Consider the following 20738-nt stretch of genomic DNA (forward strand, 5'->3'; position numbering starts at 1 on the left):
ACTCCCGCCCCCACCGTCGGCACCGCCCCGTACGGCGGCTACCGGAGCAGAGCGCGACCATCCTGCCCCCCCGACGAGCCGCAACCGGCCCCCGGCCTGCTGCAGACCCCCGAGTGGGCGCCCGAGACTCCCGCTCCGAGTGGAGCCGGGCTGATGCTTTCTCAGGCTGCGAGACGAAGGAAGTCGAATGCGTGCTCGGGCCGTACCGGATAGTGGTCGGCACCAGCGGTGAGATCCGCCCTTGCGGCGTAGCGAGCCCGTCCAGCAGGCGCCGGTCAGGGGAGCGCGGCGGCAGGACGGCCTCCTGTGACGCGAGGCAGGGCCAGTCTCCCTGCCTCGATGCGGCCATGTGGTCGGTGGGGGCGGCGGAGCCGCGGTGGGTGGTGCTTACAGGGCGTGGAGCTGGGTGAGGAGCTGGAGGGTGTCGGAGTTGAGCCAGTACTCGGCGAACTTGCCGTCCTTGATGCGCAGGGTGTCGGTGCCGGTGAAGGTGACGGTCGTGCCGGGCTGGGCCTTGGCGCCGGGGAACCCGCCGGCGTAGGTGCCGGTGGCCGTCCAGCGCACGCAGGCGCGGTGTCCGGCGATCAGGGGGTCGATCTGCAGGGAGAAGTGCAGGTCGGGGAAGGCGGCGCGGGTCTGGGAGATCCAGGCCACCAGGCCGTCGGCGCCTCGGATGGTGCTGCCGTCGCCGCCGTCGAGGAGGGCGGCGTGGACGGTGAAGTCCGGGGAGATGATGGCCTCCGCCTGGGTGTAGTCGCCGTTCCACAGGCGCAGCCAGGCGTCGAGCATCGCTTTCGGATTCTTGGCGGCCGTCCGGTGGTCCGGGGCGGTGACCGAGTGAGCGTCCGGGGCGGCGGAGGAGGCGGTGGTGGTGGGTGCTGCGGCCGTTGTCGCGCTGACGGCCAGGGCGGCCATGGCGGCGGGGAGAAGCAGGCGGATCCGGGTGCGGGCGGTTGCGGTCATGAGTGTTCCTCACGTGTCTGCGTGGTAGGGGGCGGTGGCCGTCGGTGGACCGTGGCGTCAGTCGGTGCAGGTGGTGCCGGGTGCGGGCAGGGCGCGGGTGACCAGGTAGCGGTTGGTGGCATCGCGCACGCACCCGGAGAGCAGGAACATGCTGTAGTCGTCGCCTTCGCGGCTGAGGACGACGCTGCCGGGCAGCTGGGCCGCCAGGGCGAGGCCTGCACTGTGCGGGGCGAGCGCCTGGTGGGTGGACTGCACGATCAGCGCGGGGGGCGCACCGTGGACGGGGGTTCCGGCCGCCACGGGGTGCGCGGGGAGGGGCCAGCCGAGGCAGCCGGTGAGCGCGGTCCAGGAGCGTACGGCGCCGCCCAGGTGCGGGGAGATCCGGGCCAGGTCCTTGCGCAGGCGGGTGAGCTGGTCGAACGTGGTGACCGGACGGGGGTTGTCCAGGCAGGCGGGGATCTGGACCTGAACGGGGTCCAGGGTGTCGTCGGGTTGGTAGGTGAAGTCGGTGGCGTCGCCGGCCTGGGCGTTGACGACGGCTTGGGCGAGGGCGGGCCAGGTGACGCCGGAGAGGGTCAGGTAGTCCTGGGTGGCGGTGCGGATGTCCTCGCCGGTCAGGGTCCGGGTGCCGTCGGCGGTGGGGATCGGGGTGCGGTTGGCGCGGGCGACGAGGGCGTCGTACTCGGCCGCGGCGTCCTTGTCGTGCAGGGCGCAGTCCGTCGAGGCGGCGCACCAGGCGGTGAAGCGGTGGAACGCCTCTTCGGCCGTGGCTGCTTCACGCCGGATGCGCTCGGTGGGTGTGGTGGTGTCGTCCAGCGCCGTGTCCAGGACCATGGTGCGCAGCCGGCCGGGGTGGAGGGCGGCGTAGGTGCGTCCCAGCAGGGTGCTGTAGTGGATGCCGTACCAGTTCAGCTGGTTCTCACCCAGGCCGGTGCGTACGGCTTCGAAGTCCCGTGCGGTGCTGGTCAGGTCGGTGTGGGCGACCAGGGGGCCGTTCTCGCGCAGGCAGTCGGCGGCGAAGGCGCGGTTGTGGGCGACGAGCGTGTCGAACTCCTGCTGGTTGCGTGGGAAGTGGGTGACGCCGGCCGGTTTGAGGGGTGTGGTGCAGCGGATCGGGGTGCTGTGGCCCACTCCGCGCGGATCGACGGCGACGAGGTCGAAGTTCCGGCTCATGGCGCCGGCGAAGGACGGGAAGCCGATCCGCATCGCGAGGCGGAGTTGTTCGATCGACGACCCGCCGGCTCCGTTGTTGAGCAGGAGCGTGCCCTGGCGGTGGGCCTGGTCGTCGGCGGGGCGGCGGACCAGGGCGAGGGTGAGGCTGCCGGCGCGGGGGTGGGCGTAGTCGACCGGGACCCGCAGCGTTCCGCACTGCATGCCCTCGAACTCCGTGTCGGAGCAGGCGCTCCAGCTGATCCGGCTCGCTGGGGTGGCCGCCTGGTCCTGGGCTGGGGCGGCGACCGCCGGGGTGGTGAGGGTGGCCGTGGCGACGAGAGCGGCGGTGAGAGTCCGCCGGATGTAGGTGCGCAGTCTGGGCATAGGGCTGTCCTCCTGGGGGTGCGCCGGCGGCGCGGGTGATGAGGGGACCGTGCGGGGACGGGGGCGCGTGGGTGCGCCGGTTTCTGCGTGGGTCGTCAGGCGTGCAGGACGACCTTTCCGGCGACGGTGCCGGACTCGGCCAGCCGCATCGCCTCCGCGGCCTGCGTCAAGGGCAGTTCGGCAGCGATCCGGGCGCTGATGTCACCGCGTCGCAGCGCTTCGAAGACCTCGGTGAGGTCGGCGCGCAGCCGGTCCTGGAAGCGACCGCGGTTCAGGGCACGGCCGGCCCAGACGTTGAAGAAGTAGGCACGGCGGCGGTTGGGCAGCATGTTCCACAGCCAGACCCGGCCGAGGAGCTTGAGGACGGGCCACTGCTTGGAGCCCTCGTCGTCGCGGGTGGAGGCGCTGCCGTAGGCGACGAGCGTGCCGCCGGGGGCGAGCAGGCGCCAGGAGTCGATGACACTGCGGCCGCCGACGTGGTCGAAGACGGCGTCCACGCCGCCGGGGGCGAGTGCGCGGACGCGGGCGGGGATGTCCTCGGTGCGGTAGTCGATCGGGGCCACCCCCTGTGCCCGCAGGGCGGCGTGATGGCGTGCGGACGCGGTGCCGATCACGTTGGCCCCGGCGGCCCGGGCGAGCTGGACCAGGACCGAGCCGACTCCCCCGTTGGCGCCGTGTACCAGGATGGTCTGCCCCGCGCGGATCCGGGCCTTGCGGTGGAGCATCTGCCAGGCCGTGATGCCGTTGATCACCACGGTCTCCGCCTCCGCCGCGCCGATTCCCTCGGGGACCGGCACCAGGTCGGCGGCGTCGACGACCACGTGGCTGGCCCAGCCGCCGACCTTCACCAGCGCGGCCACCCGGGTCCCGGCCAGATGCGCATCGACGCCCTCGCCGATCGCCGCAACAGTGCCGACCAGGTCGTAGCCGGGGACGAACGGGAAGGGCGGCTGGTCGTAGTAGCGGCCCCGGCGCATCTGCTGTTCCGCGAAGGAGACACCGGTGGCTTCCATGCGGATCACGACCTGCCCCGGGCCGGCGGCCGGCACGGCTGCCTGGCGCACCTGCAGCCCCTCCGGCTCGACCTTGCCGGGCAGCACGACCTCGACCATCTCCGCAGCGTTCATGACGACCTCCCTCGACTCCACCAGCACAGTTAGTGGCTGGCGCTTTCGTTAGAAGTTATAACGCTACCGTCGAGTGACAGTCAAGTACGTTCGTAATAGGGTCTAACTCGACAGTCGACCAGCCGCCCGCCGGCTCTGGGAGGCGGCGTGAACGACAGGGAAGGGATGCACCCATGGCCACCGCAGGGAAACAGACCCCACGCGAGCGCTACCGGGCCCAACTCCGGGCCGAGATCAAGGAACGCGCCTGGGAGCAGATCGCCGCCGCGGGGGCACCGGGACTGTCCCTGAACGCCATCGCCAAACAAATGGGCATGAGCGGCCCCGCGCTCTACCGTTACTTCGCCAGCCGGGACGAACTGATCACCGAGCTGATCCGCGACGCCTACCGCAGCCTCGCCGACACCATCCGTACCGCCGCCGCATCAGGTGCCGATCTCGCCGGAGCCGGGCGCGCCCTGCGCGCCTGGGCCCTGGAGGACCCCCAGCGCTACTTCCTCATCTACGGCACACCCGTGCCCGGCTACCACGCCCCCGACGACATCACCATGATCGCCTCACAGATCATGGACGCACTCCTGGACGCCGCCCAGTCGGCCGCCGGCCCTGCCACGACCGCAGCACAGGACGCTCCACTCGAATCCCACCTCGCTGATCACCGGCAGTGGGCACACGACCACCCCGCCTCCCCAACGGCCCTGCGCCGCGCCCTGCACTTCTGGACCCGCCTGCACGGCATCCTCTCCCTGGAACTCGCCGGCCACTTCACCGGCATGGGCTTCGACCCGGCAGAGCTGTACGAGAACGAACTACGGCACCTGACACTCTGACGCAACGACCACGGCGATCACACCGGGCCTCAGGCCGCACGTGACCAGCAAGGCAGTCACGGGACCGAGCCGCCCCACCTCGCCGCTCGTCAGGCCCCCGGCAACCGGTCCGAGCAGCCGGCACTCACTCTGCCTTCTTGGAACCGGCCCCTCACAGGGCCCCCAGACCTCGGCCTGCCGGTGCAGCTGACGCTGCGGCGGGCGGCTGCCACCGGCTCGTGGCCGACCTCCGCACCACGACACGCGGGGCCGCAACCGGAACTGGAGACAGGTCGCCACCCCCCGTGCCGCCCTGCCCGCATTCCGCGCCACGCAGTTCGTGAGCCGAGGCATCGCCTCCCGCACCTCCCCCGTTCTCGACCCCCAGAACACCGCCAGGACCGGCCGGCCAACCGGGGCGAACACCGCCGCGTTCTCACTCGCGCTGGCCGTCTCCGCCCTCGCCGGAATCCGCGCCGGGCACATCCTCGACCGACGCGGCCCGCACGCCGTGATGACCGCCGATTCTGCGCTCCGCGTGTCAGCCCGCTGGCCCTAGCCGCATCCTCCAACTTCCTGATTCCGATGACCGGTTCAGCGCCGACCGGAACGCCGATCACCGCCACCTCCTACCAGCCGCTGTTCACCGCCCCACCCGTCGGCGGGCCCCCGACCCTCAACCACCCCCCGGCCCCCACCATCCACACCCTCGTCGGCCGCCCCGCCACCACAGCCTTCGCACGACAGACCGCGACCCTCACCGACCACCCTGTCCCGGCACCATCCCCACCTCGAACTGCTGACACCCCGCCACCGTCACGAACCCCGCCCACCCCCTCACCCCGCACACGCCACATCAGACAGAGCCACCCTCCAAGGTGGGGGCGGCAGCACCACCGCGAAGCGACACTCGCCGCGGCGATGAGTTTCCGGAGCGGGGCCGGTCTGCACAGGTATGGAGACTCACACACTCGAGACAGCCGGCGCGGACCTCGTCTATGACGTGCGTGGGCCGCTGCCGGCCGCAGATGGACGCCCGCCGCTGTTCTTGATCGGACAGCCCATGGACGCTACTGGTTTCGCCGCGCTCGCCGCGCGCTTTCCCGAGCGGACCGTGGTCACCTATGACCCGCGCGGGCTCGGCCGCAGCACCCGTAGGGACGGGCGCTTCGACCACACGCCGCAGACCCAGGCCGACGACGTGCACGCCGTGATCGAGGCGCTCGGGGCCGGGCCGGTTGAGATGTTCGCCAGCAGTGGCGGAGCGATCACCGCGCTCGCGGTGGTGGCGAAGTACCCCGCAGACGTGACCACTCTGGTCGCACACGAGCCGCCGCTCATCTCCCTCACGCCGGACGGCTCGGCGGCCGTGCGGGCACGGGCCAGAGTCCGGGAGGTCTACGAGAAGCGGGGATGGGGGGCCGGTATGGCTGCGTTCGTGGCCATGACCTCGTGGAGGGGAGAGTTCACCGACGCGTACTTCGAACAGCCAGAGGCCGATCCCGCAGCGTTCGGGATGCCCACGGAAGATGACGGCTCACGTGACGATCCGCTGCTGTCCGACCGGTCATGGGCGGTCAGCAGCTACCGGCCGGATGCCGACGCGATCGCCGCTGCGCCGACCCGCATCGTGATCGCTATGGGTGAGGAGTCCGAAGGCCTGCTGACCGGACGCACCGCCGTCGCGACCGCCGACCTCCTCGGGCAGCGGGTGACCGTGTTCCCGAGCCATCACGGCGGTTTCTGCGACGGAGAGTTCGGATATCCGGGGAAACCGGACGAGTTCGCGCATCGACTGCGCCAAGTCCTTAACGGCGCCTCCTAAGCCAACCGCTGCCCGGGAGGCTTCCCCGACCCCGGGGCTCTGGCCCCGAGCACGATGAGAGTCGGGCAGGAGTGGTTGTCGCCCCGGGCGTATGTGGTCACGCTCGGGGCGGCATGCGGGAATCATCCCTGGGCGTTCCGTCGCCGGCGGAGGTCGAGCCCCTCGGGGTCCAGTTCGACGATCGCCGCCCTGGTGCCCTGGGGGCTCGCCGTGCACGGTGAACACTGGCGCCGACGACCGCGGATCACGCTGGGCGGCGGGAGCTTGCCGCGCCCCTCTTCCGGTGGGGTCCCGGACGCACTGAGCGCTTACCGGCCGGCCCTGACAAGCCGCTGGACGTGGCCGTGAGCGATGAGGCAGACGGCGAGTCCCAAGAAGCCTTCGTGGATGTCGGCGCGTCGTTCCCATCGGATCCGCGGGCTCGGAAGCCGTGGAGCCAGGAGATGGTGCGTTCGATGATCAGGCCGTAGTTCACATCCCGCCTGCCGGCGAACAGCTGCCCGAGCCGGTGGCGTTGCTTGTGGCCGTTCAGTCCAATGCGAACCCCCAGCGGAGGGCTTCGTTCTGAATATCGATCAACTCCTGAGTCAGCTCTTCTTTTCTCTCGGGAGTCAGCGCTGGTTGAGTGAGCATGCCCTGTACGAGCTTGTGCCTGATTCTCGCTTTCTTGGCACGGCTCATTCGCTCCATCGAAATGAGCATCCATTCACTCAATGCGGAAAGAACAACCGCTAGTAGCGGACATGCGATGAGGAATATCTTACCCAGCGTCTTTTCTGCGGCCTGCGTGCTTAATACGGCTGCCAGAGCCATCCCGGCACCTGCGCCACTGAGGGACGCGATGAGCTTGTCTGCCTTGAATGCGGTGGGGACAGGTGGCCCGGCCTGGGTGATACCGTTTCTCTGTGGTGGGATGGTCACTACATCACCCGGCACTTGGCGAGTCGTACCGATCGAGGTAATCTTTAAGTCGCTTCGCGTCGTCCTCATCGGTCAGGTCGAGCTCGATGGGATCGTGTCCGTGTGTGGTGACCGTTACTTTCAGGCCCGACTTATCCACGTTCACGGAATTTAGCCGCCGCATTTGCAGCCACTTTTTGATCGTGGTCACGACCAAGGGCAAGGAACCGGCGGCTGCGCCCATAACCGCGACTAATACATTCTCTTCCATTTGACCCCTTTGCCGAAGCTGGCAGCCTTCAGCCCGCCGGTGCGTGAGCGCGATCGAGGACGTTCCGCGCTGGTCAGTTCGTGCAGTGCTGTACCGGAGGCGGTGACTTGACCGCCGAGGCAAGCGACTTCAGCCGCTGCCTCTATCCTGACAGGCCGATCACGGTCTGTGCCAGTCTCCCCCACCCGGCGGCCGGACAACCTCAACCTCCAGGCCCCGTGCATGTCGGTCGATCAGCGGCCGTGCCTCCGTGCCACTCACCACCAAGCTGCTCACCGTGAGCAGGATGTCGTAGCGGTGGCGGAGCCCTCCCGGCGCATAGCCAAGCCCACGTACCGGGTGCTGACAACGTCCCGGGCGGGCACATGGACCGCATCGTCGTCTGGTCCACGGATCCCGCCCCCACACCGCCTCCACACCTCGGGGGAATCGTCGATGAGGGTGCGCCGACTGGTGGGGTGAGAGCGCGGGCCTGGCGGCGAGCACCCGGTCGCCCGCGCCGGCTGCAGAACCGTGCAGGCCGAAGTGGGCGGGCGCACGCAACTGGTCGCCGTCGCCTTCGTCCGACGTGATCACGCGGCCGGGCGGCAGCGGCAGGCCGTTGGGCAGACAAGATTCGAGGTTCACGAGCGGATGCTAAGTCCGGCTGAGCGACAGCCCGCCCTCCACCGAGCTGTGGCCCCAACTCCGTGCTGAGCATGCCGATTCCGGACTCTGGCCACTCCTGCTCGCCGCCTTGGACCCGCACGACACCGACTTCCGCCCCTGGGCCTGCGGTGAAATATTCCCCGAACGCATGTCTTCCCCGGCAGATCACCATCCCGAGGCACTCCTCGCCCGCTGGTGGCAGGACTACACCAACACCGGAGGTCCTGACGATAACGACCGGCTCAGCGCAGACGAACGCCTCGCCATCACCGCCCCCTTCGGCCAGAGCTGGCCCGGGCGCGCACCCACCCCCACGCTCGTCGACGAAGCCGACGCGATGGCCGAGCAGTACGCGCGAGCCTTCCTGGCCCAGCACCCCCATGCACGCCTCGGGCTTGTCGCAGCACCTCGTGGAGCCGACGCCCTGGCCATCACCGGCTGGGCCGGTCCCTTGAACTACGACAACGACACCGCCAAGTTCTCCGCCGTCGTCCGCGACTGGGAAGACCGCTTCGGCGCACGCCTCGTGGGCGTCGGCTTCGACACCCTGCATCTCAGCATTGCCGCACCGCCGAACCGCCTCGAGGACGCCCTGGTCATCGCCGCCGAGCACTTCGCCTGCTGCCCCGACAACATCTGGCAGGGCGACCACCCCCATCTGGCCGCGTACGCCGAGCACTTGATCGAGCTGAACTGCTGGGACTTCTGGTGGGACTGACCTCGCGTGCCGGGAGCCCGGCGAGCCGCGGAGCGCGAGCGCTGCGGGACTGCCCTCGCCGGAGCGGACTGTTCCCGGTTCCCGCCCGCGGCTCTCGGGTGGGGAGGGCGGCTCGATGAAGCGGGAGGCTAGGGAGAACGGTCTGCGCTGGATTGCCGATGCCTACGGCACCAGTTTCACCCTCGTGCTCAGTGAGGGACTCTCGCCGTACGAGCTGCTGTGTCGTGTCGGCGCCGAGGAGCGTCACATCGTCGCGCTCACCCGCTCCGCGGCGTACGAACTGCTGCTGAGGGACGAAGAGGACCACATCAGCGATCTCGACTTCCTGGACTGGGAAGACGAAGCAGCGGTAGCCCGGCTGACCAGCGCCGGCTTTCTGCCCGCCCCGCCGACCTCCATCATCCGAGCCGGCACGGTGGCCGGCTGGGCGTATGCGCTGGAGGAATACCACTGCCGTACGGGTACCTACCTCGCGGCGCTGTCCGAGCGGGGACGGGCGTTCTGCGTGCATCGCAACGCGAAGGGCTTCAGCCGGATCGGCTACGCCCGCCACGGTGATGTCGTGACGTCCTTCGAGCCGTGCCTTCCGCACTTGACGAACAGCGTCCCGGCCGAAGCGGCGCTCGGCTTCGTGCACAGCGGTGACGAGTCGGCCGAGGCCGAATTCCTGCGGTTTCTCGAGGGCGAGTTCGGCATCCACCTCCCCTGGAACGAGACCGAGGAAGAGCTCCCGTCGGCCGCCTTCACGTGATGGCCCTGGACAGCCACGTCCCGCTCCCGGCCCCAGTCGCTCACAGCCTTCCGCGGGTCGTGGAGACGCTGCCCCGCTCGAGCGTCTCGGTCGCGGTGATGTCCTCCCTCTGCCTGAAGCTGCGCTTTCTCCGGACGATCGGTGTCACGCTCCCCCGCCGCACTCCGGGACCGGCCTGCCCGGCGGGGTGAAGGCGGCCAGCACCGTCGCGGTGATGTGACCGGCGGCATGTTCGGAGGTCAGACGCCCGGCACGGATCTCGTCGGCGGCGCTGTGCATAACCGAGTGCAGGACGTTGACCAGCCACGCGATCGGCAAGTCCGTACGGAAGACTCCTTCGGCCCGGCCCCGGGCGATCAGTGTCTCCACCCGGGCAGCGGGAGCGCTGTGCAGCTCACGGATGCGCCCTGGGGGCAGTTCCCTCTGAGCGGCAACCAGCAGCGCACGCGCCTGGTCCACCAGGTGCCAGCCGGCATGGATGTAACGCGTGAGGGCGAGCAGCGGGTCCCCGGTCAGGTCGACGTCCTCCAGTGCCTCGTTGCCCTGGTCGATGGCGCGGCTCATCGCCGCGTCCACGACCTCCGCCCGGGAGGCGAAGTGCGCATACAGCGTCACCCGGCCCACGCCCGCGGCGCGCGCGATCTCGCTCAGACTCGCGTCCGGATTCCGCCCCAGGCACTCGGCTGCGGCCTTGACGATCGCGTCGATGCTCCGCAGGGCGTCGGCCCGTTTAACCGTGCTCTTGCTTCCCATGCCCCACAGCCTACCCCAATAAGTCGTACAAAACTGTTTGGCTTACGCCACCTTCAGGTCTAACCTGAACAGGAGTGTACGATTTAAGGGCCGGAGGCAAGCGTCATGAGCGACAGGGAAACCACCAGCACACACGCAGCACAATCACCCCACCCACAGCGCTGGCCCATCCTGGGCCTGCTGGGACTGGCCCAGCTGATGCTGATCCTCGACATCACCGTGGTCGCCATCGCCCTGCCCCACATGGGCACCGAACTCGACCTGGACCGCGCCGCCCTGACCTGGGTGGTCAGCGGCTACGCCCTCACCTTCGGCAGCCTGATGCTGCTCGGCGGCCGGGCCGCGGACCTCTTCGGCGCCAAACGGATCGTCCTGGCCGGACTCGCCCTGTTCACCGCCGCCTCGCTGGCCGCCGGACTGGCCACCGGCGCACCCCTGCTGCTCGGCGCCCGCATAGCCCAAGGAGCAGGCGCGGCACTGCTCTCGCCCGCCGCCCTGTCCGTGGTGGTACGGCTCTTCGACGGCGAGGAACGCAATCGGGCCCTGGGCATCTGGTCTGCGCTCGGCGGCGGGGGCGCCGCCCTGGGCGTACTGCTGGGCGGGCTGATCACGGCCGGGCCAGGCTGGGCCTGGGTCTTCTTCGTCAACGTCCCCGTCGGCCTGATCGTCCTCATCGCGCTCGCCCGGATGCTGCCCGACCTGCCACGGGCGGCCACCGGCACCTTGGACGTGCCAGGCGCGGTACTGGTCGCCGCGGCGACCGCCGCCCTCATCTACGCGCTGATCCGCGCCGGGGACCACGGCTGGCTCAACGCCGTCTCCCTCAGCCTGTTCGCCGCCTCGGCAGCCGCCTACGCCGCCTTCGTCGCCTGGCAGCGCCGCACCTCCGCTCCCCTGATGGACCTGCGTCTGCTCGGCCGCCGCCCGGTGGTGACGGGCATCTTCGTCATCGCGGTGGCCACCGCGTTGATGGTGGGCGTGTTCTTCCTCGGCTCCTTCTACCTGCAGGACCACCAGGGCCACGGCGCTCTGACGACCGGGGTGCTGTTCCTGCCGGTCGCCCTGGTGACCATGGCCGCCGCCACAGGAGCCGGCCGCGTCATCGGCCGGCTCGGGGCCCGGACGCTGGCCGTGGTGGCCCTGGTCATCACGGCCGCCGGATTCCTCGTGCCCGTGCTCTGGTCAGGCACTGCTGCCATGGTCATCGGCGTAACCATCGCCGCGGCCGGCCTGGGCGCCCTTTTCGTCGTCGCCTCAGCCACCGCACTGGGCAGCGTCGCCCCTCACGAAGCCGGCGTGACCTCCGGAATCGTCAGCACCTTCCACGAATTCGGTGCCTCCGCCGGCGCTGCGGCCGTCTCCAGCGCCGCAGCCGCCAGCATCGCCGCCCACACCGGCACCAGCACGGTGTCCGGCTTCGACAACGCCTTCCTCGTCGCCCTGGGCGCGGCCGCGCTCTCCGCCGTCATCGCCGCACGGCTGATCCCGCCCGCAAAGAGGTGACAGGCACATCGCCCAGCCTGCCAAACCGACGGGACGGCCTACCTTCGGCAGCATGCCAAGGCGTCACGCTACGAGGGCAGGCCCCTCCCCCTCAAAGGGAGAACAACGGAGCTGATGCCGCTGGCCAGCCCGTGGTCTTCCCCGGCCGGGCATCCTCGGTGAAGGGGCACGCGGTGGTGCAGGTCCCCGGCTCGGCTCGACGGGCGCCTACGCGCGCCGGCTGTCCGGGTTCCTGCGCGAACTCGACCAGCGGGGCTGCGACCTCATCGTGGGGTCCCTGCCGGCGGAGGAAGGGCTGGGACTGGCGATCGCCAACCGGCTCCGTCGCGCCGCGGGGCCCCGCCTCACCGCGTGGCCGGTTTCCGACGCCGTCCCCTGCTGTTTCCGGGTGCCGGGGTCCGGCCGATCGGTGATGCGATCGGCTGAGCCCGCGCCCGTCTGGCAGGCCGGACACAGCCCGTGCCGCACCTCCTCGGCGACGTCCGTTCCCTCCCCTCCCCCGGCACACCTCACAGCCCGCAGCCCGCGCCACGTCCGCGCGGGGCACAGTGCCGGACGCGTTCCTCGTCCACGGTTACCGGGGCCCTGCGGCCACCGCAACATCGCACGGAACCGCACGTCCGGTGCGGTCAGGACGCTGCGGGGGCCGCCGCGTCCAGGCCGCGAGAGGCAATGAGCTGGGCGCTGCCGTCGGCCAGCCGGTAGGACAGACCCACCACGCCGAGGCGGCCGGCGGCCACCCGCTCGGCCACGATGCGGGAGCGTTCCAGCAGCAGGTCCACGGTGTGCTCGATGTGCCCGGCGAGGATCTCGTCGTCCTGGTCGCGCCCGGCGGCGCGGGCCGCCAGCACGCTCGGGGTCACCCTTTCCACAACGTCACGGACGAAGCCGCCGGGCACCCGGCCACCGTCGGCCGCGGCACGGGCGGCGGCGATCGCCCCGCACGAGTCGTGGCCGAGCACGACGACGAGCGGGGCGTCCAGCACACTCACGCCGTACTCGATGGACCCGAGGACCTCTGTACCGGCGACATGGCCCGCGGTGCGCACCACGAACAGGTCTCCCAGGCCGCGGTCGAAGATGATCTCGGCGGCCAGCCGGGAGTCGGAGCACCCGAACAACACGGCGAAGGGCTGCTGGGACGGTGCGATCTCGGTACGGCGGGTGGCGTCCTGGTTCGGGTGCTCGGGGATGCCGGAGACGAAGCGCCGGTTGCCGGCCATGAGCAGCTCGAAGGCGTCGCGAGGCGTCGGATTGTGGATCTCGGTCATGGCCGCAGCCTACGAACCGACACCAGCGCTCGCATCGCCTGGTCCCGCCGAAGGCCGCAGTATCGGGCCACGCTGACGGCCCTATCCCCCCAGGCGCCGGGCGAGGGCGGCCTCAATGAGGACGGTGCATGCCTAGTTGGCCTTGGGTGGCCTGCTGATGCAAGCGTGTGCGCCGTGGGTGTTCGGCCCGCTGGGGTCAAGTGGTGGCGCGGCTACCGTGGCTGCACGGCGTAGGTCAGGTGCGTCACCCGCGGCGACGACTCCGAACGGACCGGCTCCAGTGCGACCGTGGACGCATCCACGCCCTCGAACAGGCGGATTCCGCAGCCGAACAGCACGGGCGACAGCGCGATCGAGAACTCGTCGACCAGGCCGGCGTTCAGGTACTCCAGGATCGTCGCGCCGCCGCCCGCGATACGGACGTCGCGGTCGCCGGCGGCCTCGCGGGCCTGGTCGAGCGCGCTCTCGATGCCGTCGTTGACGAAGTGGAACGTGGTCCCGCCCGGCCGCGCCCAGCGGTCACGCCTGGTGTGCGTCACCACGAAGACCGGCGTGTGGAACGGCGCCTCCTCCGGCCACATCCGCTCGCCGGCGTCGAACATGCGCTTACCCATGACGCTCGCGCCGGTGCGCTCGAACGTCTCCCGCAGGATGTCGTTGTCGCGCCCCTCCTCGCCGCCCTCGCCCAGCTTCAGGTTCTCCCGGAAGAACCGCTGCGGGAAGACCCACTGCTGCAGTTCCCTCCACTGCTGCCCCATCAAGTCCCCGAGGGACTCGGGCGCGATGAATCCGTCCAGCGACATCGACACGCTGAAGAACACCTTCTGAGCCATCAGCCCTCCGCCCCCTTCCGAATGATCTCGGTGACGTAGGCCGCCAGGTTGCTCAGGCTCTGCCGGCCGCCCTCGATCGCGTGGTACTTCTCGACCGCCTCGTCGCGCAGTTCCCTGGTGGGGAACACCGTGCGCATCACGAGCCGGGTCGCCGCGTTCTCCGGGGCGAAGGTCAGGACCGACTCGAAGGCGTTCGGGTCGTCGCGGAACTCACCATGCAGCAGGGCGATCCGCTCCGGCGGGGCAATGTGCAGCCAGCGGATCCACTCGGAGTAGTCGGTTCCGTCAGGCCCGTGCAGCACGAAGTCCCACTCCCCGCCCTCGCGGAACTCGAAAGACCGCGTGGTGGTGGTGAAGCCTTCCGGACCCCACCACCGCGACAGGTGCCGGACCTCGGTGAACGCCTCGAACACCAGCTCCCGCGGGGCGTCGATGACCCGGGAGATCACGATCTCCCGGTCGGCCGTCGCCGGCTCCGTCCCCGTTTCCCTGCTTGCCCCTGCCATCGGTCATTCCTCTCGCTGTGTCTGCTTGAGGTCCTGCACGTAGGCGTCCAGCCGGTCGAAACTCTCGTTCCAGAACCGCTCGAATCCGCCGACCCACTCGTGGACCGGCCGCAGCCCGCGGGCGTCCAGGCCGTAGAGGCGCTGCTTGCCCGCCCCGCGGACCCGGACCAGCCCCACCTCCCGCAGCACCCGCAAGTGCTTGGACGCCTGCGGCTGGCTCATCCCCAGCTCCTCGGCCAGGTCGGTCACCGGCCGTTCGCCCGCCCGCAGCAGCGCCAGGATGTCCCGGCGCTGCGGCTCGGCGATCGCGTTGAACGCGTCCGACGTCGTCGCTGCTCGTGCCATGGCACCATCATATTCCCATATCGGCATACGACCAGTGGCTGGGAAGCGCGCGATGTGTACCTGGCGGCAGCTGCGCATGCAGGAACGCGAAGCGCAGACGGTCGACCTGCCCGCCCTCCTCCATGACACCGCCACCAAGCACCCCCGCGAGGTCGTCCGCACCCTGGTCGGCGCGGTCTCCGACGCCTACGGCGGACGGCAGCCCGAAGACGACGCCACCGTCCTGTGCCTGGACTGGCACGGACCCGTTGACGGAAGCCGCCGCGCCAACACCGGTGCTGCCTGAGCCGACTCGTGTCTGGATCCCCAGAGAAGTTCCCGCGCCGGAGGCAGGACCTCACGTGAGCGTGCTGGGCAGGTGTGGTTCGCGCGCTGAGCTGCGCGCGGCGGACGCTCCCGGTCTGCGCGCCGACGAGGACTCGGACGGAGCGGAGAGCCGGCAGCTGCGGGCGCTACGGACCGGCGGCCCGCAGCGCCTCCGCCGGCGCGACACCGAAGAAGGCCGTGCCGCGCCCAGGGGGTCAGCCGGCCAGGGCGGCGAGGGTGTCGTCCAGGTCGGTGGCCCTGGGCTTGTTGTGGGGAAGTTTGGCGAGGATCTTGGCCATGCCGCAGGTGTTGGTGAGGGCGGAGAAGACCAGGCCGCCGGCCACGCCCGCGGACAGCCAGCGGGCCGCGCTCCAGCGTTGTCCGGCGATGAGGCCGCTCAGGACGAGGGATCCGGCGGCGAGGCGGACCTGGCGGTCCATGGCCAAGGGGGTGCGGGTGCCAACAGGGCGGTGGGTGTCTTGGCCGAGCTGTGTCCAGGCGGTGATGCCGCCGGTGAGGGTGGCGGCGGTGATGCCGTGGTCGGCCAGGCGCCGGCAGGCGGTCGCGGAGCGGGCTCCGGAGGCGCACACGACGAGGAGGTCACCGCGGTCGGCAGCGGTCTTGAGGGCGGGCAGGGCGGTATCGAGGTGGTCGAGGGGGATGTTGTGGGCGCCGGGCAGGTGGCCGGAGGCGTATTCGCCGGGGGTGCGCACGTCGATGACGGTCAGCTCGTGCAGGCGGGCGTTGGCCTGGTCGGCGGTGAGGGTGGTGGGTGCCACGGGGATTTTCCTTTGCTCGGTCGGGGTTACCCCTTCGGTAGGATACCCGCGGGGGTATCGCGAAGGAGTGTGGGTTGTGGAACTGGCGATGGCGGCTGAGGAACTGAAGACGGTGGTCAACCGGCTGCGCCGGGCGCAGGGCCAGATCGCCGGTGTGATCAAGATGATCGAGGAGGGGCGGGACTGCGAGGACGTGGTCACGCAACTCGCAGCGGCGTCCCGGGCTTTGGACAAGGCGGGTTTCGCGATCATCGCGACCGGCCTGCAGCACTGCCTGACCGATGCGGACATGGCTGCTTCGGGTGACCGGGAGCAGATGCGTACCCGGCTGGAGAAACTGTTCCTTTCGCTCGCATGACCGGTTGTGCCGCGGCACACGGTCGCCCGGCTGCCTTGTCAGGTGAGGGCGTCGATGAGCATGAAGGCCGCCACGGCCAGCAGCACGACGGCGAAGGTGCGCTGCAGCAAGGCGCCGGTGACCTTGGCGGTCAGACGTTTGCCGTCCCAGGCGCCGAGGATCGCCGCCCCGGTGAAGGGGCCGATCAGCGCCCAGTCGACGCCTGCGGTGGCGCCGCGTGTGGCCAGGGAGGCCAGCGAGTTCACTGAGATGACCAGCAGGCTGGTGCCGACGGCGGCCTGCATCTCGAATGCCAGCACGGTGACCAGGGCCGGGACGGCGAGGAAGCCTCCACCGACGCCGAGGAGACCGGTCAACGCGCCCAGTCCAGCACCGGTGCCGGCTGCCTTGGCGGGCCTTGCACCGTCGGCCGGCGGGCCGGTGGTGGCGCGCGTGGGGCGGAGCATTCTGACGGCGGCGAGTGCGGCGACGGCCGCGAACGCCGCGGTCAGTACGGGCTGGGGCAGCCGTGACGCGGTGGCTCCGGCTGCCGCGGCGGGCAGGAGTCCGGCCGCGGCGAACAGGGCGCCGGCCCTCCAGCGGACGTTGCCGGTGCGGGCGTGCGCGTACAGGGTGGCGAGCGAGGTGACGGTGACGATGATCAGGCTGGCGGTGGTGGCGGCGGCCGGGGTGAAGCCGAGCAGGTAGATCAGTGCGGGCACCGCCAGGACGCTGCCGCCCCCGCCCAGCGCGCCGAGCGCGAGTCCGACCACGGCCCCCGCGATCAGGGCCAGGACCAGTGCACTCACGCTATGACACCGCCGCTGCCTCCCTGGCCGGTGACCGGCAGGCCCGCGCGCGCCCAGGCGGTCATGCCGCCGCTGACGTCCGTGGCCTGGACGCCGCGTCCGGCGAGCAGCTTGGCTGCCTGCTGGGAGCGGTGACCGGAGCGGCAGATCGCGACCACCAGCTCGCCCTGGGCGGCTGCCGGGAGCGGCGCCCCGGCCATCAGGCGGGAGAGCGGCAGGTGCAGCGCGCCGGGCGCGTGCCCGGCGTTCCACTCCGGTGTTTCGCGGACGTCCAGCAGAGCGGCCTTGCCGTCGCTGGTCCGCTGATGGGCCTGCTGGGGGGTGAGGCGGCCGGGACCGCGGCGAAGAAGCGAGAACATCGTCTGATCACTTTCGTACAGTGGTGCGAATGTCAGTCGGTGCCGTCGGGGCGGGTGAGGGCCAGCCCCGCCTCGGCGGCCCCGTCGAAGACGTCGTCGACGGCGACCACGTCGCGGCCGGCGGCATCGAGCAGGGAGGCTGCGATCGCGGCGCGCATCCCGCCGGCGCAGTGCACCCATACCGTCCCGTCCGGCACCTCGCCGATGCGGCCATGCAGCTCGTGGATCGGGATGTGGACCGAGCCGTCGATGCAGCCGCCCGCGCGCTCCGAGTCCCGGCGCACGTCCAGGACGACCACGTCGTCGCCGCGCTCACGGACATCGGCGAGGTCGGCGAAGCGGGCGCGAGGGAAGGAAGCGAGCTGCTCGCCCTCACGGATCCAGCCGGCCGGATCACCGGTGGCGGCGGCGGCCGGGCGGTCGATGCCCACCCGTGCCAGCTCCCGCTGCGCCTCGGCGATCTGCCCGGGCGTCTCGGCGAGCAGGGTGACAGGCTTGCCCCACGGGATCAGCCAGGCCAGGTAGGTGGCGAGCTTGCCCTCGCCCTCGAAGTTGAACGATCCGGCCACGTGCCCCTCGGCGAAGGCCATGCGGCTGCGCAGGTCCACCACCCACTCGCCCGCGGCCAGCCGGGAGGCGATTTCCTCGGCGTCCGCGCGCCCGGGTGGGGTGAGGTCGATGGGTGCGGGGCCGGCGGCGTTGGCCGGGCCCATGTGCGCGTAGTAGGCGGGCACGTCCTCCAGTCCGGTGAGCATCTGGGTGACGAAGGTGTCCACGTCCAGGGTCAGCGCGTCGTTGGTCTTGCGCTCCTGGCCGATCGTGGTCGCGTCTCCCTTCGCCTGGGAGGAGGAGCAGAAGCTGCCGAATCCATGGGTGGGCAGCACCGGCACCTCGTCGTCCAGTTCGTCGGCCAGGCGGTGGGCGGAGGCGTGTTGGGCACGGGCCAGCTGCTCGGTCAGCCTCGGTTCGACCAGGTCCGGTCGGCCTACGGCGCCGATCAGCAGCGACCCGCCGGTGAACGCCGCCACACCGCGCCCGTCCCCGGTCAGGGCGTAAGCGGTGTGGTGCGGGGTGTGCCCGGGAGTGGCGATCGCGCGCAGCACCAGGCCCTCGTCCACCGTCACCGTGTCACCGTCGGCGACGGGGGTACGGGCGAACGACACGTGCGCCCCGGCCGGCACCAGGTACTGGGCGCCGGTGACGCGGGCCAGCTCCAGGCCGCCGGTGACGTAGTCGTTGTGCACATGGGTCTCGGCCACGAACGCGATGCTCACCCCGCGGCGGGCCGCCGCGGCTATGACCTGGTCGATGTCGCGCGGCGGGTCGATGACCACCGCGGCACTGGGTCCGCCGGCCAGGTAGCTGCGGTTGCCCAGGCCCTCGAATTCCAGGGTGTCGACGAAGAACACGACTCACGACTCCTCTCGAACGATGTACCCCCGGGGGTATCTGACTCTCACCTTAACAGGAATACCCAGGGGGGTATTCCACGGCCGCAAAGCACCTCCGCTCAAGGCGTCGCCTGGCGCCTCCGGGTACCTGGGCGCGGCATGGAGGAACTAGCGGTTCCGAACCCATCCGGGAGGGTTCCGCACCATCCGGGAGTGTCCGTGTCCTCCGACGTCGGCGTCCGCGTCGACACCGCCGGCACCGCCGTGACCAAGTGCCAGGCCGGTCAGGGCTTCGGCACTCTCACCGAGATCGACATCAAAGCGCCGGTTCCGAGCCACCTTCACTCGCAGGTGGCGTGTGAGGGAGGCGTGTTCGGCCTGCCGGCTTGGCAGACGTTCCGGGGCGACGATGCTGTTGCCGCAGCGTGCGGGTTGGCATCGGTCGATGAGGGGCCCTCGGTGTCCGGGGCAGGGCTTCGGCCTTCTCTCGTACGGCAGTGAAGGCCAAGCGCATCTGGTCAGTGCCAGGCCCCAAACCGATAGCCTCGCCGCGGCTGTTGTCAGTGCTTATAGGTACGGTCTGCGCATGGTTGATCAGAGGCCTCCCGTGGCATCAATGCTCGACTTCGCGACCTGGGAGCCCGTGCTGCGGCTCCTGCTGGCCGACCACCCGCCGAGGCGTGCTGGCGCCTCTGTCCGTGTGGCGGGGCGTATTGGCCGTCGTGGCTGGAGTCTGGCCCTGAAGCGACGGATGCCGCCGCCGGGCCGAGCCGCGCAGGTGGAGGACATGCAGGAGGAGTTCGACGCCGTGAAGCGGGTGCAGAGGGCGCTCGCGGACGCCGGAGTCGACGACATCTCGTTCACGGCGGAGATCCAACCGACCGGGTCGACCGCGCTGCGCCTGCTCGGGCCCAGCCCTGCCGTGGAACCCGGCATCGGCACCCCGCACCCGGGGGCTCTCATCCTGGTCGAGGGCTCCCTTCCCGAGCCCTGGCGCCGTCTGCCTGATCCCGCACCCGGGGCCGTCCCGGCACCCTCGGCGGACCTGGCGTTGCTCGAGCGGACGCTGCGCGAGCGGTTGCCGCACGCCATCGGCGCCACGGAGGAGGAGATCGCCGCGACCGAAGCGCGCCTCGGCGTCACGCTGCCCGACGAGCTCAAGGTGCTCTACCGGGTGACACGAGCACGGTGGGAGGACCTGGGCGACGACTACGAGGCAGCGGAACGTGAATGCGAGGCGGTCGGCTGCGATCTTTTCGACCTCGACGGCCTGTACATCGCCGACGCGTCGTCCCGCCACTGTCGCTGGCAATTCGCGGCGAAGGAGGCTGTCGTCACCCCACCCGACGCCATGGTGCAGGGACTCGTCGGCTCACCCGGTTGGATCGCCTTCGGCGACAATGGCGGCGGAGACCGGCTGGCCATCGATCTGACACCCGGCCCCCGCGGACACATCGGACAGGTCATCATGCTCTCCCACGAGGAGAACACCGGCGCCGAGCTCGTTGCCGACTCCCTCACCGACCTGGTGCTGGGCCGGCCCAGCACAGAGCCCAGCAGTCCGCAGATGCAGCAGCCGGTCGTGGCCAGGGTCAACACCGCAAGCCTGAAGAGCATCCAGGCCGCCGCGCACCCGGGCCTGGAAGTCCTGTCCATCGGCGTGTGGGACGGTGCGCCGTTCCGCCTTGCCCCCATCACCGGGCTGCCCCGCCTGCGCACCCTCACCGCCTACCCCGGCACGCTGGCCGACCCCCTGGAGATCACCAAGCTCACCGGGCTGGAGTTCCTGGAGCTCGGCCCGCAAGAGTGGCGCGTCCTCCTCGACGCCGGAGCCGTCCCACGCAGCCTGTCGGCCGCCGCCATCGTGGTACACGGCACCCAGGACCCTCTGCCCATCGCGGACATCGCCAACGAAATCCTGGCCCTCTGGGACCGCCCTCAGATCACACAGACCGTCCTTGAAGGCGACCTCGGCCCCCTGGCATAGCCGACCAACAG

General features: G+C 70.6%; 22 protein-coding genes and 3 pseudogenes. 10 read left to right on the forward strand and 15 right to left on the reverse strand.

Going from position 1 to position 20738, the window contains the following annotated elements; translation table 11 throughout:
• Positions 1–387 precede the first annotated feature (387 nt).
• The 3 genes from AB0412_RS24680 to AB0412_RS24690 all read right to left on the reverse strand — a co-directional run bounded on the left by AB0412_RS24680 (position 388) and on the right by AB0412_RS24690 (position 3626).
• Positions 388–963, reverse strand: a complete 576-nt coding sequence (locus AB0412_RS24680; protein ID WP_366404748.1) for an ester cyclase — start codon at positions 961–963, stop codon at positions 388–390.
• Between the two features lie 57 nt (positions 964–1020).
• Entirely contained in the window at positions 1021–2499 is a 1479-nt protein-coding gene (locus tag AB0412_RS24685) for an alpha/beta fold hydrolase (RefSeq protein ID WP_366404749.1), read from the reverse strand.
• Between the two features lie 95 nt (positions 2500–2594).
• The gene (locus tag AB0412_RS24690) at positions 2595–3626 is read right to left on the reverse strand and encodes a medium chain dehydrogenase/reductase family protein (protein ID WP_366404750.1); all 1032 of its coding nucleotides are present in this window, start codon (positions 3624–3626) and stop codon (positions 2595–2597) included.
• Between the two features lie 173 nt (positions 3627–3799).
• Between AB0412_RS24690 and AB0412_RS24695 the strand changes: the two genes are divergently transcribed.
• Both AB0412_RS24695 and AB0412_RS24700 read left to right on the forward strand, forming a co-directional pair.
• A complete protein-coding gene (locus tag AB0412_RS24695) occupies positions 3800–4456 on the forward strand; it encodes a TetR/AcrR family transcriptional regulator (RefSeq protein ID WP_366404751.1) in 657 nt (218 codons plus the stop codon).
• A gap of 934 nt (positions 4457–5390) precedes the next feature.
• Positions 5391–6260, forward strand: a complete 870-nt coding sequence (locus tag AB0412_RS24700) for an alpha/beta hydrolase (protein WP_366404752.1) — start codon at positions 5391–5393, stop codon at positions 6258–6260.
• A 308-nt stretch (positions 6261–6568) separates the two neighbouring features.
• Here the strand turns inward: AB0412_RS24700 and AB0412_RS24705 are convergent.
• The 3 genes and pseudogenes from AB0412_RS24705 to AB0412_RS24715 all read right to left on the reverse strand — a co-directional run.
• Positions 6569–6720 (reverse strand): annotated as a pseudogene (locus AB0412_RS24705) (IS5/IS1182 family transposase); the annotation flags it as partial.
• Between the two features lie 68 nt (positions 6721–6788).
• Positions 6789–7181, reverse strand: a complete 393-nt coding sequence (locus AB0412_RS24710) for a hypothetical protein (RefSeq protein ID WP_366404753.1) — start codon at positions 7179–7181, stop codon at positions 6789–6791.
• Between the two features lie 4 nt (positions 7182–7185).
• A complete protein-coding gene (locus tag AB0412_RS24715; protein WP_366404754.1) occupies positions 7186–7431 on the reverse strand; it encodes a hypothetical protein in 246 nt (81 codons plus the stop codon).
• Between the two features lie 796 nt (positions 7432–8227).
• On the opposite strand from AB0412_RS24715, the gene AB0412_RS24720 reads away from it, so the two are divergent.
• Together AB0412_RS24720 and AB0412_RS24725 are read left to right on the forward strand one after the other, a co-directional pair.
• Positions 8228–8797 carry a DUF4253 domain-containing protein gene (locus AB0412_RS24720; protein ID WP_366404755.1) on the forward strand — a complete coding sequence of 190 codons (570 nt, stop codon included), beginning with the start codon at positions 8228–8230 and terminating at the stop codon, positions 8795–8797.
• Positions 8798–8912: 115 nt separating this feature from the next.
• On the forward strand, positions 8913–9548 hold the full coding sequence (locus tag AB0412_RS24725; RefSeq protein ID WP_366404756.1) for a DUF6461 domain-containing protein: 636 nt from the start codon (positions 8913–8915) through the stop codon (positions 9546–9548).
• A gap of 144 nt (positions 9549–9692) precedes the next feature.
• On the opposite strand, the gene AB0412_RS24730 is transcribed toward AB0412_RS24725, so the two are convergent.
• Positions 9693–10301: a TetR/AcrR family transcriptional regulator gene (locus AB0412_RS24730; RefSeq protein ID WP_366404757.1), complete on the reverse strand. Its 609-nt coding sequence runs from the start codon at positions 10299–10301 to the stop codon at positions 9693–9695.
• 105 nt (positions 10302–10406) lie between these two features.
• On the opposite strand from AB0412_RS24730, the gene AB0412_RS24735 reads away from it, so the two are divergent.
• Positions 10407–11804 carry an MFS transporter gene (locus AB0412_RS24735; RefSeq protein WP_366404758.1) on the forward strand — a complete coding sequence of 466 codons (1398 nt, stop codon included), beginning with the start codon at positions 10407–10409 and terminating at the stop codon, positions 11802–11804.
• A gap of 152 nt (positions 11805–11956) precedes the next feature.
• A pseudogene (locus AB0412_RS24740) lies at positions 11957–12153 on the forward strand (Sua5 family C-terminal domain-containing protein); the annotation flags it as partial.
• A gap of 280 nt (positions 12154–12433) precedes the next feature.
• On the opposite strand, the gene AB0412_RS24745 reads toward AB0412_RS24740, so the two are convergent.
• The 4 genes from AB0412_RS24745 to AB0412_RS24760 form a co-directional block, all read right to left on the reverse strand.
• Positions 12434–13075, reverse strand: a complete 642-nt coding sequence (locus AB0412_RS24745; protein WP_366404759.1) for a carbonic anhydrase — start codon at positions 13073–13075, stop codon at positions 12434–12436.
• A 212-nt stretch (positions 13076–13287) separates the two neighbouring features.
• The gene (locus tag AB0412_RS24750; RefSeq protein ID WP_366404760.1) at positions 13288–13908 is read right to left on the reverse strand and encodes a dihydrofolate reductase family protein; all 621 of its coding nucleotides are present in this window, start codon (positions 13906–13908) and stop codon (positions 13288–13290) included.
• Positions 13908–14414, reverse strand: a complete 507-nt coding sequence (locus tag AB0412_RS24755) for an SRPBCC family protein (RefSeq protein WP_366404761.1) — start codon at positions 14412–14414, stop codon at positions 13908–13910. Before AB0412_RS24755 ends, AB0412_RS24750 begins: the two co-directional genes overlap by 1 nt.
• A 3-nt stretch (positions 14415–14417) precedes the next feature.
• Positions 14418–14759: a metalloregulator ArsR/SmtB family transcription factor gene (locus tag AB0412_RS24760; protein WP_366404762.1), complete on the reverse strand. Its 342-nt coding sequence runs from the start codon at positions 14757–14759 to the stop codon at positions 14418–14420.
• 76 nt (positions 14760–14835) lie between these two features.
• On the opposite strand from AB0412_RS24760, the pseudogene AB0412_RS24765 reads away from it, so the two are divergent.
• A pseudogene (locus AB0412_RS24765) lies at positions 14836–15045 on the forward strand (serine/threonine-protein phosphatase); the annotation flags it as partial.
• 235 nt (positions 15046–15280) lie between these two features.
• Here the strand turns inward: AB0412_RS24765 and AB0412_RS24770 are convergent.
• On the reverse strand, positions 15281–15844 hold the full coding sequence (locus AB0412_RS24770; RefSeq protein ID WP_366404763.1) for a rhodanese-like domain-containing protein: 564 nt from the start codon (positions 15842–15844) through the stop codon (positions 15281–15283).
• A 76-nt stretch (positions 15845–15920) separates the two neighbouring features.
• Here AB0412_RS24770 and AB0412_RS24775 point away from each other — a divergent pair, with 76 nt between their 5' ends.
• The gene (locus tag AB0412_RS24775; protein WP_010358257.1) at positions 15921–16202 is read left to right on the forward strand and encodes a metal-sensitive transcriptional regulator; all 282 of its coding nucleotides are present in this window, start codon (positions 15921–15923) and stop codon (positions 16200–16202) included.
• A 38-nt stretch (positions 16203–16240) separates the two neighbouring features.
• Here the strand turns inward: AB0412_RS24775 and AB0412_RS24780 are convergent, their stop codons facing one another.
• Genes AB0412_RS24780 through AB0412_RS24790 form a run of 3 tightly spaced genes read right to left on the reverse strand, consistent with a single transcriptional unit; the run spans position 16241 to position 18758 of the window.
• Positions 16241–16990, reverse strand: coding sequence for a sulfite exporter TauE/SafE family protein (locus tag AB0412_RS24780; protein WP_366404764.1), 750 nt, complete (start codon positions 16988–16990; stop codon positions 16241–16243).
• A complete protein-coding gene (locus tag AB0412_RS24785; RefSeq protein WP_366404765.1) occupies positions 16987–17349 on the reverse strand; it encodes a rhodanese-like domain-containing protein in 363 nt (120 codons plus the stop codon). The genes AB0412_RS24780 and AB0412_RS24785 overlap by 4 nt, the downstream gene beginning before the upstream one ends.
• Before the next feature lie 32 nt (positions 17350–17381).
• A complete protein-coding gene (locus tag AB0412_RS24790; RefSeq protein WP_366404766.1) occupies positions 17382–18758 on the reverse strand; it encodes an MBL fold metallo-hydrolase in 1377 nt (458 codons plus the stop codon).
• Positions 18759–18959: 201 nt separating this feature from the next.
• On the opposite strand from AB0412_RS24790, the gene AB0412_RS24795 reads away from it, so the two are divergent.
• Positions 18960–19241 (forward strand): hypothetical protein, encoded by a 282-nt coding sequence (locus AB0412_RS24795; RefSeq protein ID WP_366404767.1) that lies wholly within the window; start codon positions 18960–18962, stop codon positions 19239–19241.
• An 85-nt stretch (positions 19242–19326) separates the two neighbouring features.
• Positions 19327–20727, forward strand: coding sequence for an SMI1/KNR4 family protein (locus AB0412_RS24800; RefSeq protein ID WP_366404768.1), 1401 nt, complete (start codon positions 19327–19329; stop codon positions 20725–20727).
• Positions 20728–20738 lie beyond the last annotated feature (11 nt).

It is taken from the genome of Streptomyces sp. NPDC052012, assembly GCF_040689265.1.
Taxonomy (GTDB): Bacteria; Actinomycetota; Actinomycetes; order Streptomycetales; family Streptomycetaceae; genus Streptomyces.

Excerpts from the sequence above, each read along its gene's own strand:
- AB0412_RS24680 (WP_366404748.1), bottom strand. The coding sequence starts at position 963 with ATGACCGCAACCGCCCGCACCCGGATCCGCCTGCTTCTCCCCGCCGCC.
- AB0412_RS24685 (WP_366404749.1), bottom strand. The coding sequence starts at position 2,499 with ATGCCCAGACTGCGCACCTACATCCGGCGGACTCTCACCGCCGCTCTC.
- AB0412_RS24690 (WP_366404750.1), bottom strand. The coding sequence starts at position 3,626 with ATGAACGCTGCGGAGATGGTCGAGGTCGTGCTGCCCGGCAAGGTCGAG.
- AB0412_RS24695 (WP_366404751.1), top strand. The coding sequence starts at position 3,800 with ATGGCCACCGCAGGGAAACAGACCCCACGCGAGCGCTACCGGGCCCAA.
- AB0412_RS24700 (WP_366404752.1), top strand. The coding sequence starts at position 5,391 with ATGGAGACTCACACACTCGAGACAGCCGGCGCGGACCTCGTCTATGAC.
- AB0412_RS24715 (WP_366404754.1), bottom strand. The coding sequence starts at position 7,431 with ATGGAAGAGAATGTATTAGTCGCGGTTATGGGCGCAGCCGCCGGTTCC.
- AB0412_RS24720 (WP_366404755.1), top strand. The coding sequence starts at position 8,228 with ATGTCTTCCCCGGCAGATCACCATCCCGAGGCACTCCTCGCCCGCTGG.
- AB0412_RS24725 (WP_366404756.1), top strand. The coding sequence starts at position 8,913 with ATGAAGCGGGAGGCTAGGGAGAACGGTCTGCGCTGGATTGCCGATGCC.
- AB0412_RS24730 (WP_366404757.1), bottom strand. The coding sequence starts at position 10,301 with ATGGGAAGCAAGAGCACGGTTAAACGGGCCGACGCCCTGCGGAGCATC.
- AB0412_RS24735 (WP_366404758.1), top strand. The coding sequence starts at position 10,407 with ATGAGCGACAGGGAAACCACCAGCACACACGCAGCACAATCACCCCAC.
- AB0412_RS24745 (WP_366404759.1), bottom strand. The coding sequence starts at position 13,075 with ATGACCGAGATCCACAATCCGACGCCTCGCGACGCCTTCGAGCTGCTC.
- AB0412_RS24750 (WP_366404760.1), bottom strand. The coding sequence starts at position 13,908 with ATGGCTCAGAAGGTGTTCTTCAGCGTGTCGATGTCGCTGGACGGATTC.
- AB0412_RS24755 (WP_366404761.1), bottom strand. The coding sequence starts at position 14,414 with ATGGCAGGGGCAAGCAGGGAAACGGGGACGGAGCCGGCGACGGCCGAC.
- AB0412_RS24760 (WP_366404762.1), bottom strand. The coding sequence starts at position 14,759 with ATGGCACGAGCAGCGACGACGTCGGACGCGTTCAACGCGATCGCCGAG.
- AB0412_RS24785 (WP_366404765.1), bottom strand. The coding sequence starts at position 17,349 with ATGTTCTCGCTTCTTCGCCGCGGTCCCGGCCGCCTCACCCCCCAGCAG.
- AB0412_RS24800 (WP_366404768.1), top strand. The coding sequence starts at position 19,327 with ATGGTTGATCAGAGGCCTCCCGTGGCATCAATGCTCGACTTCGCGACC.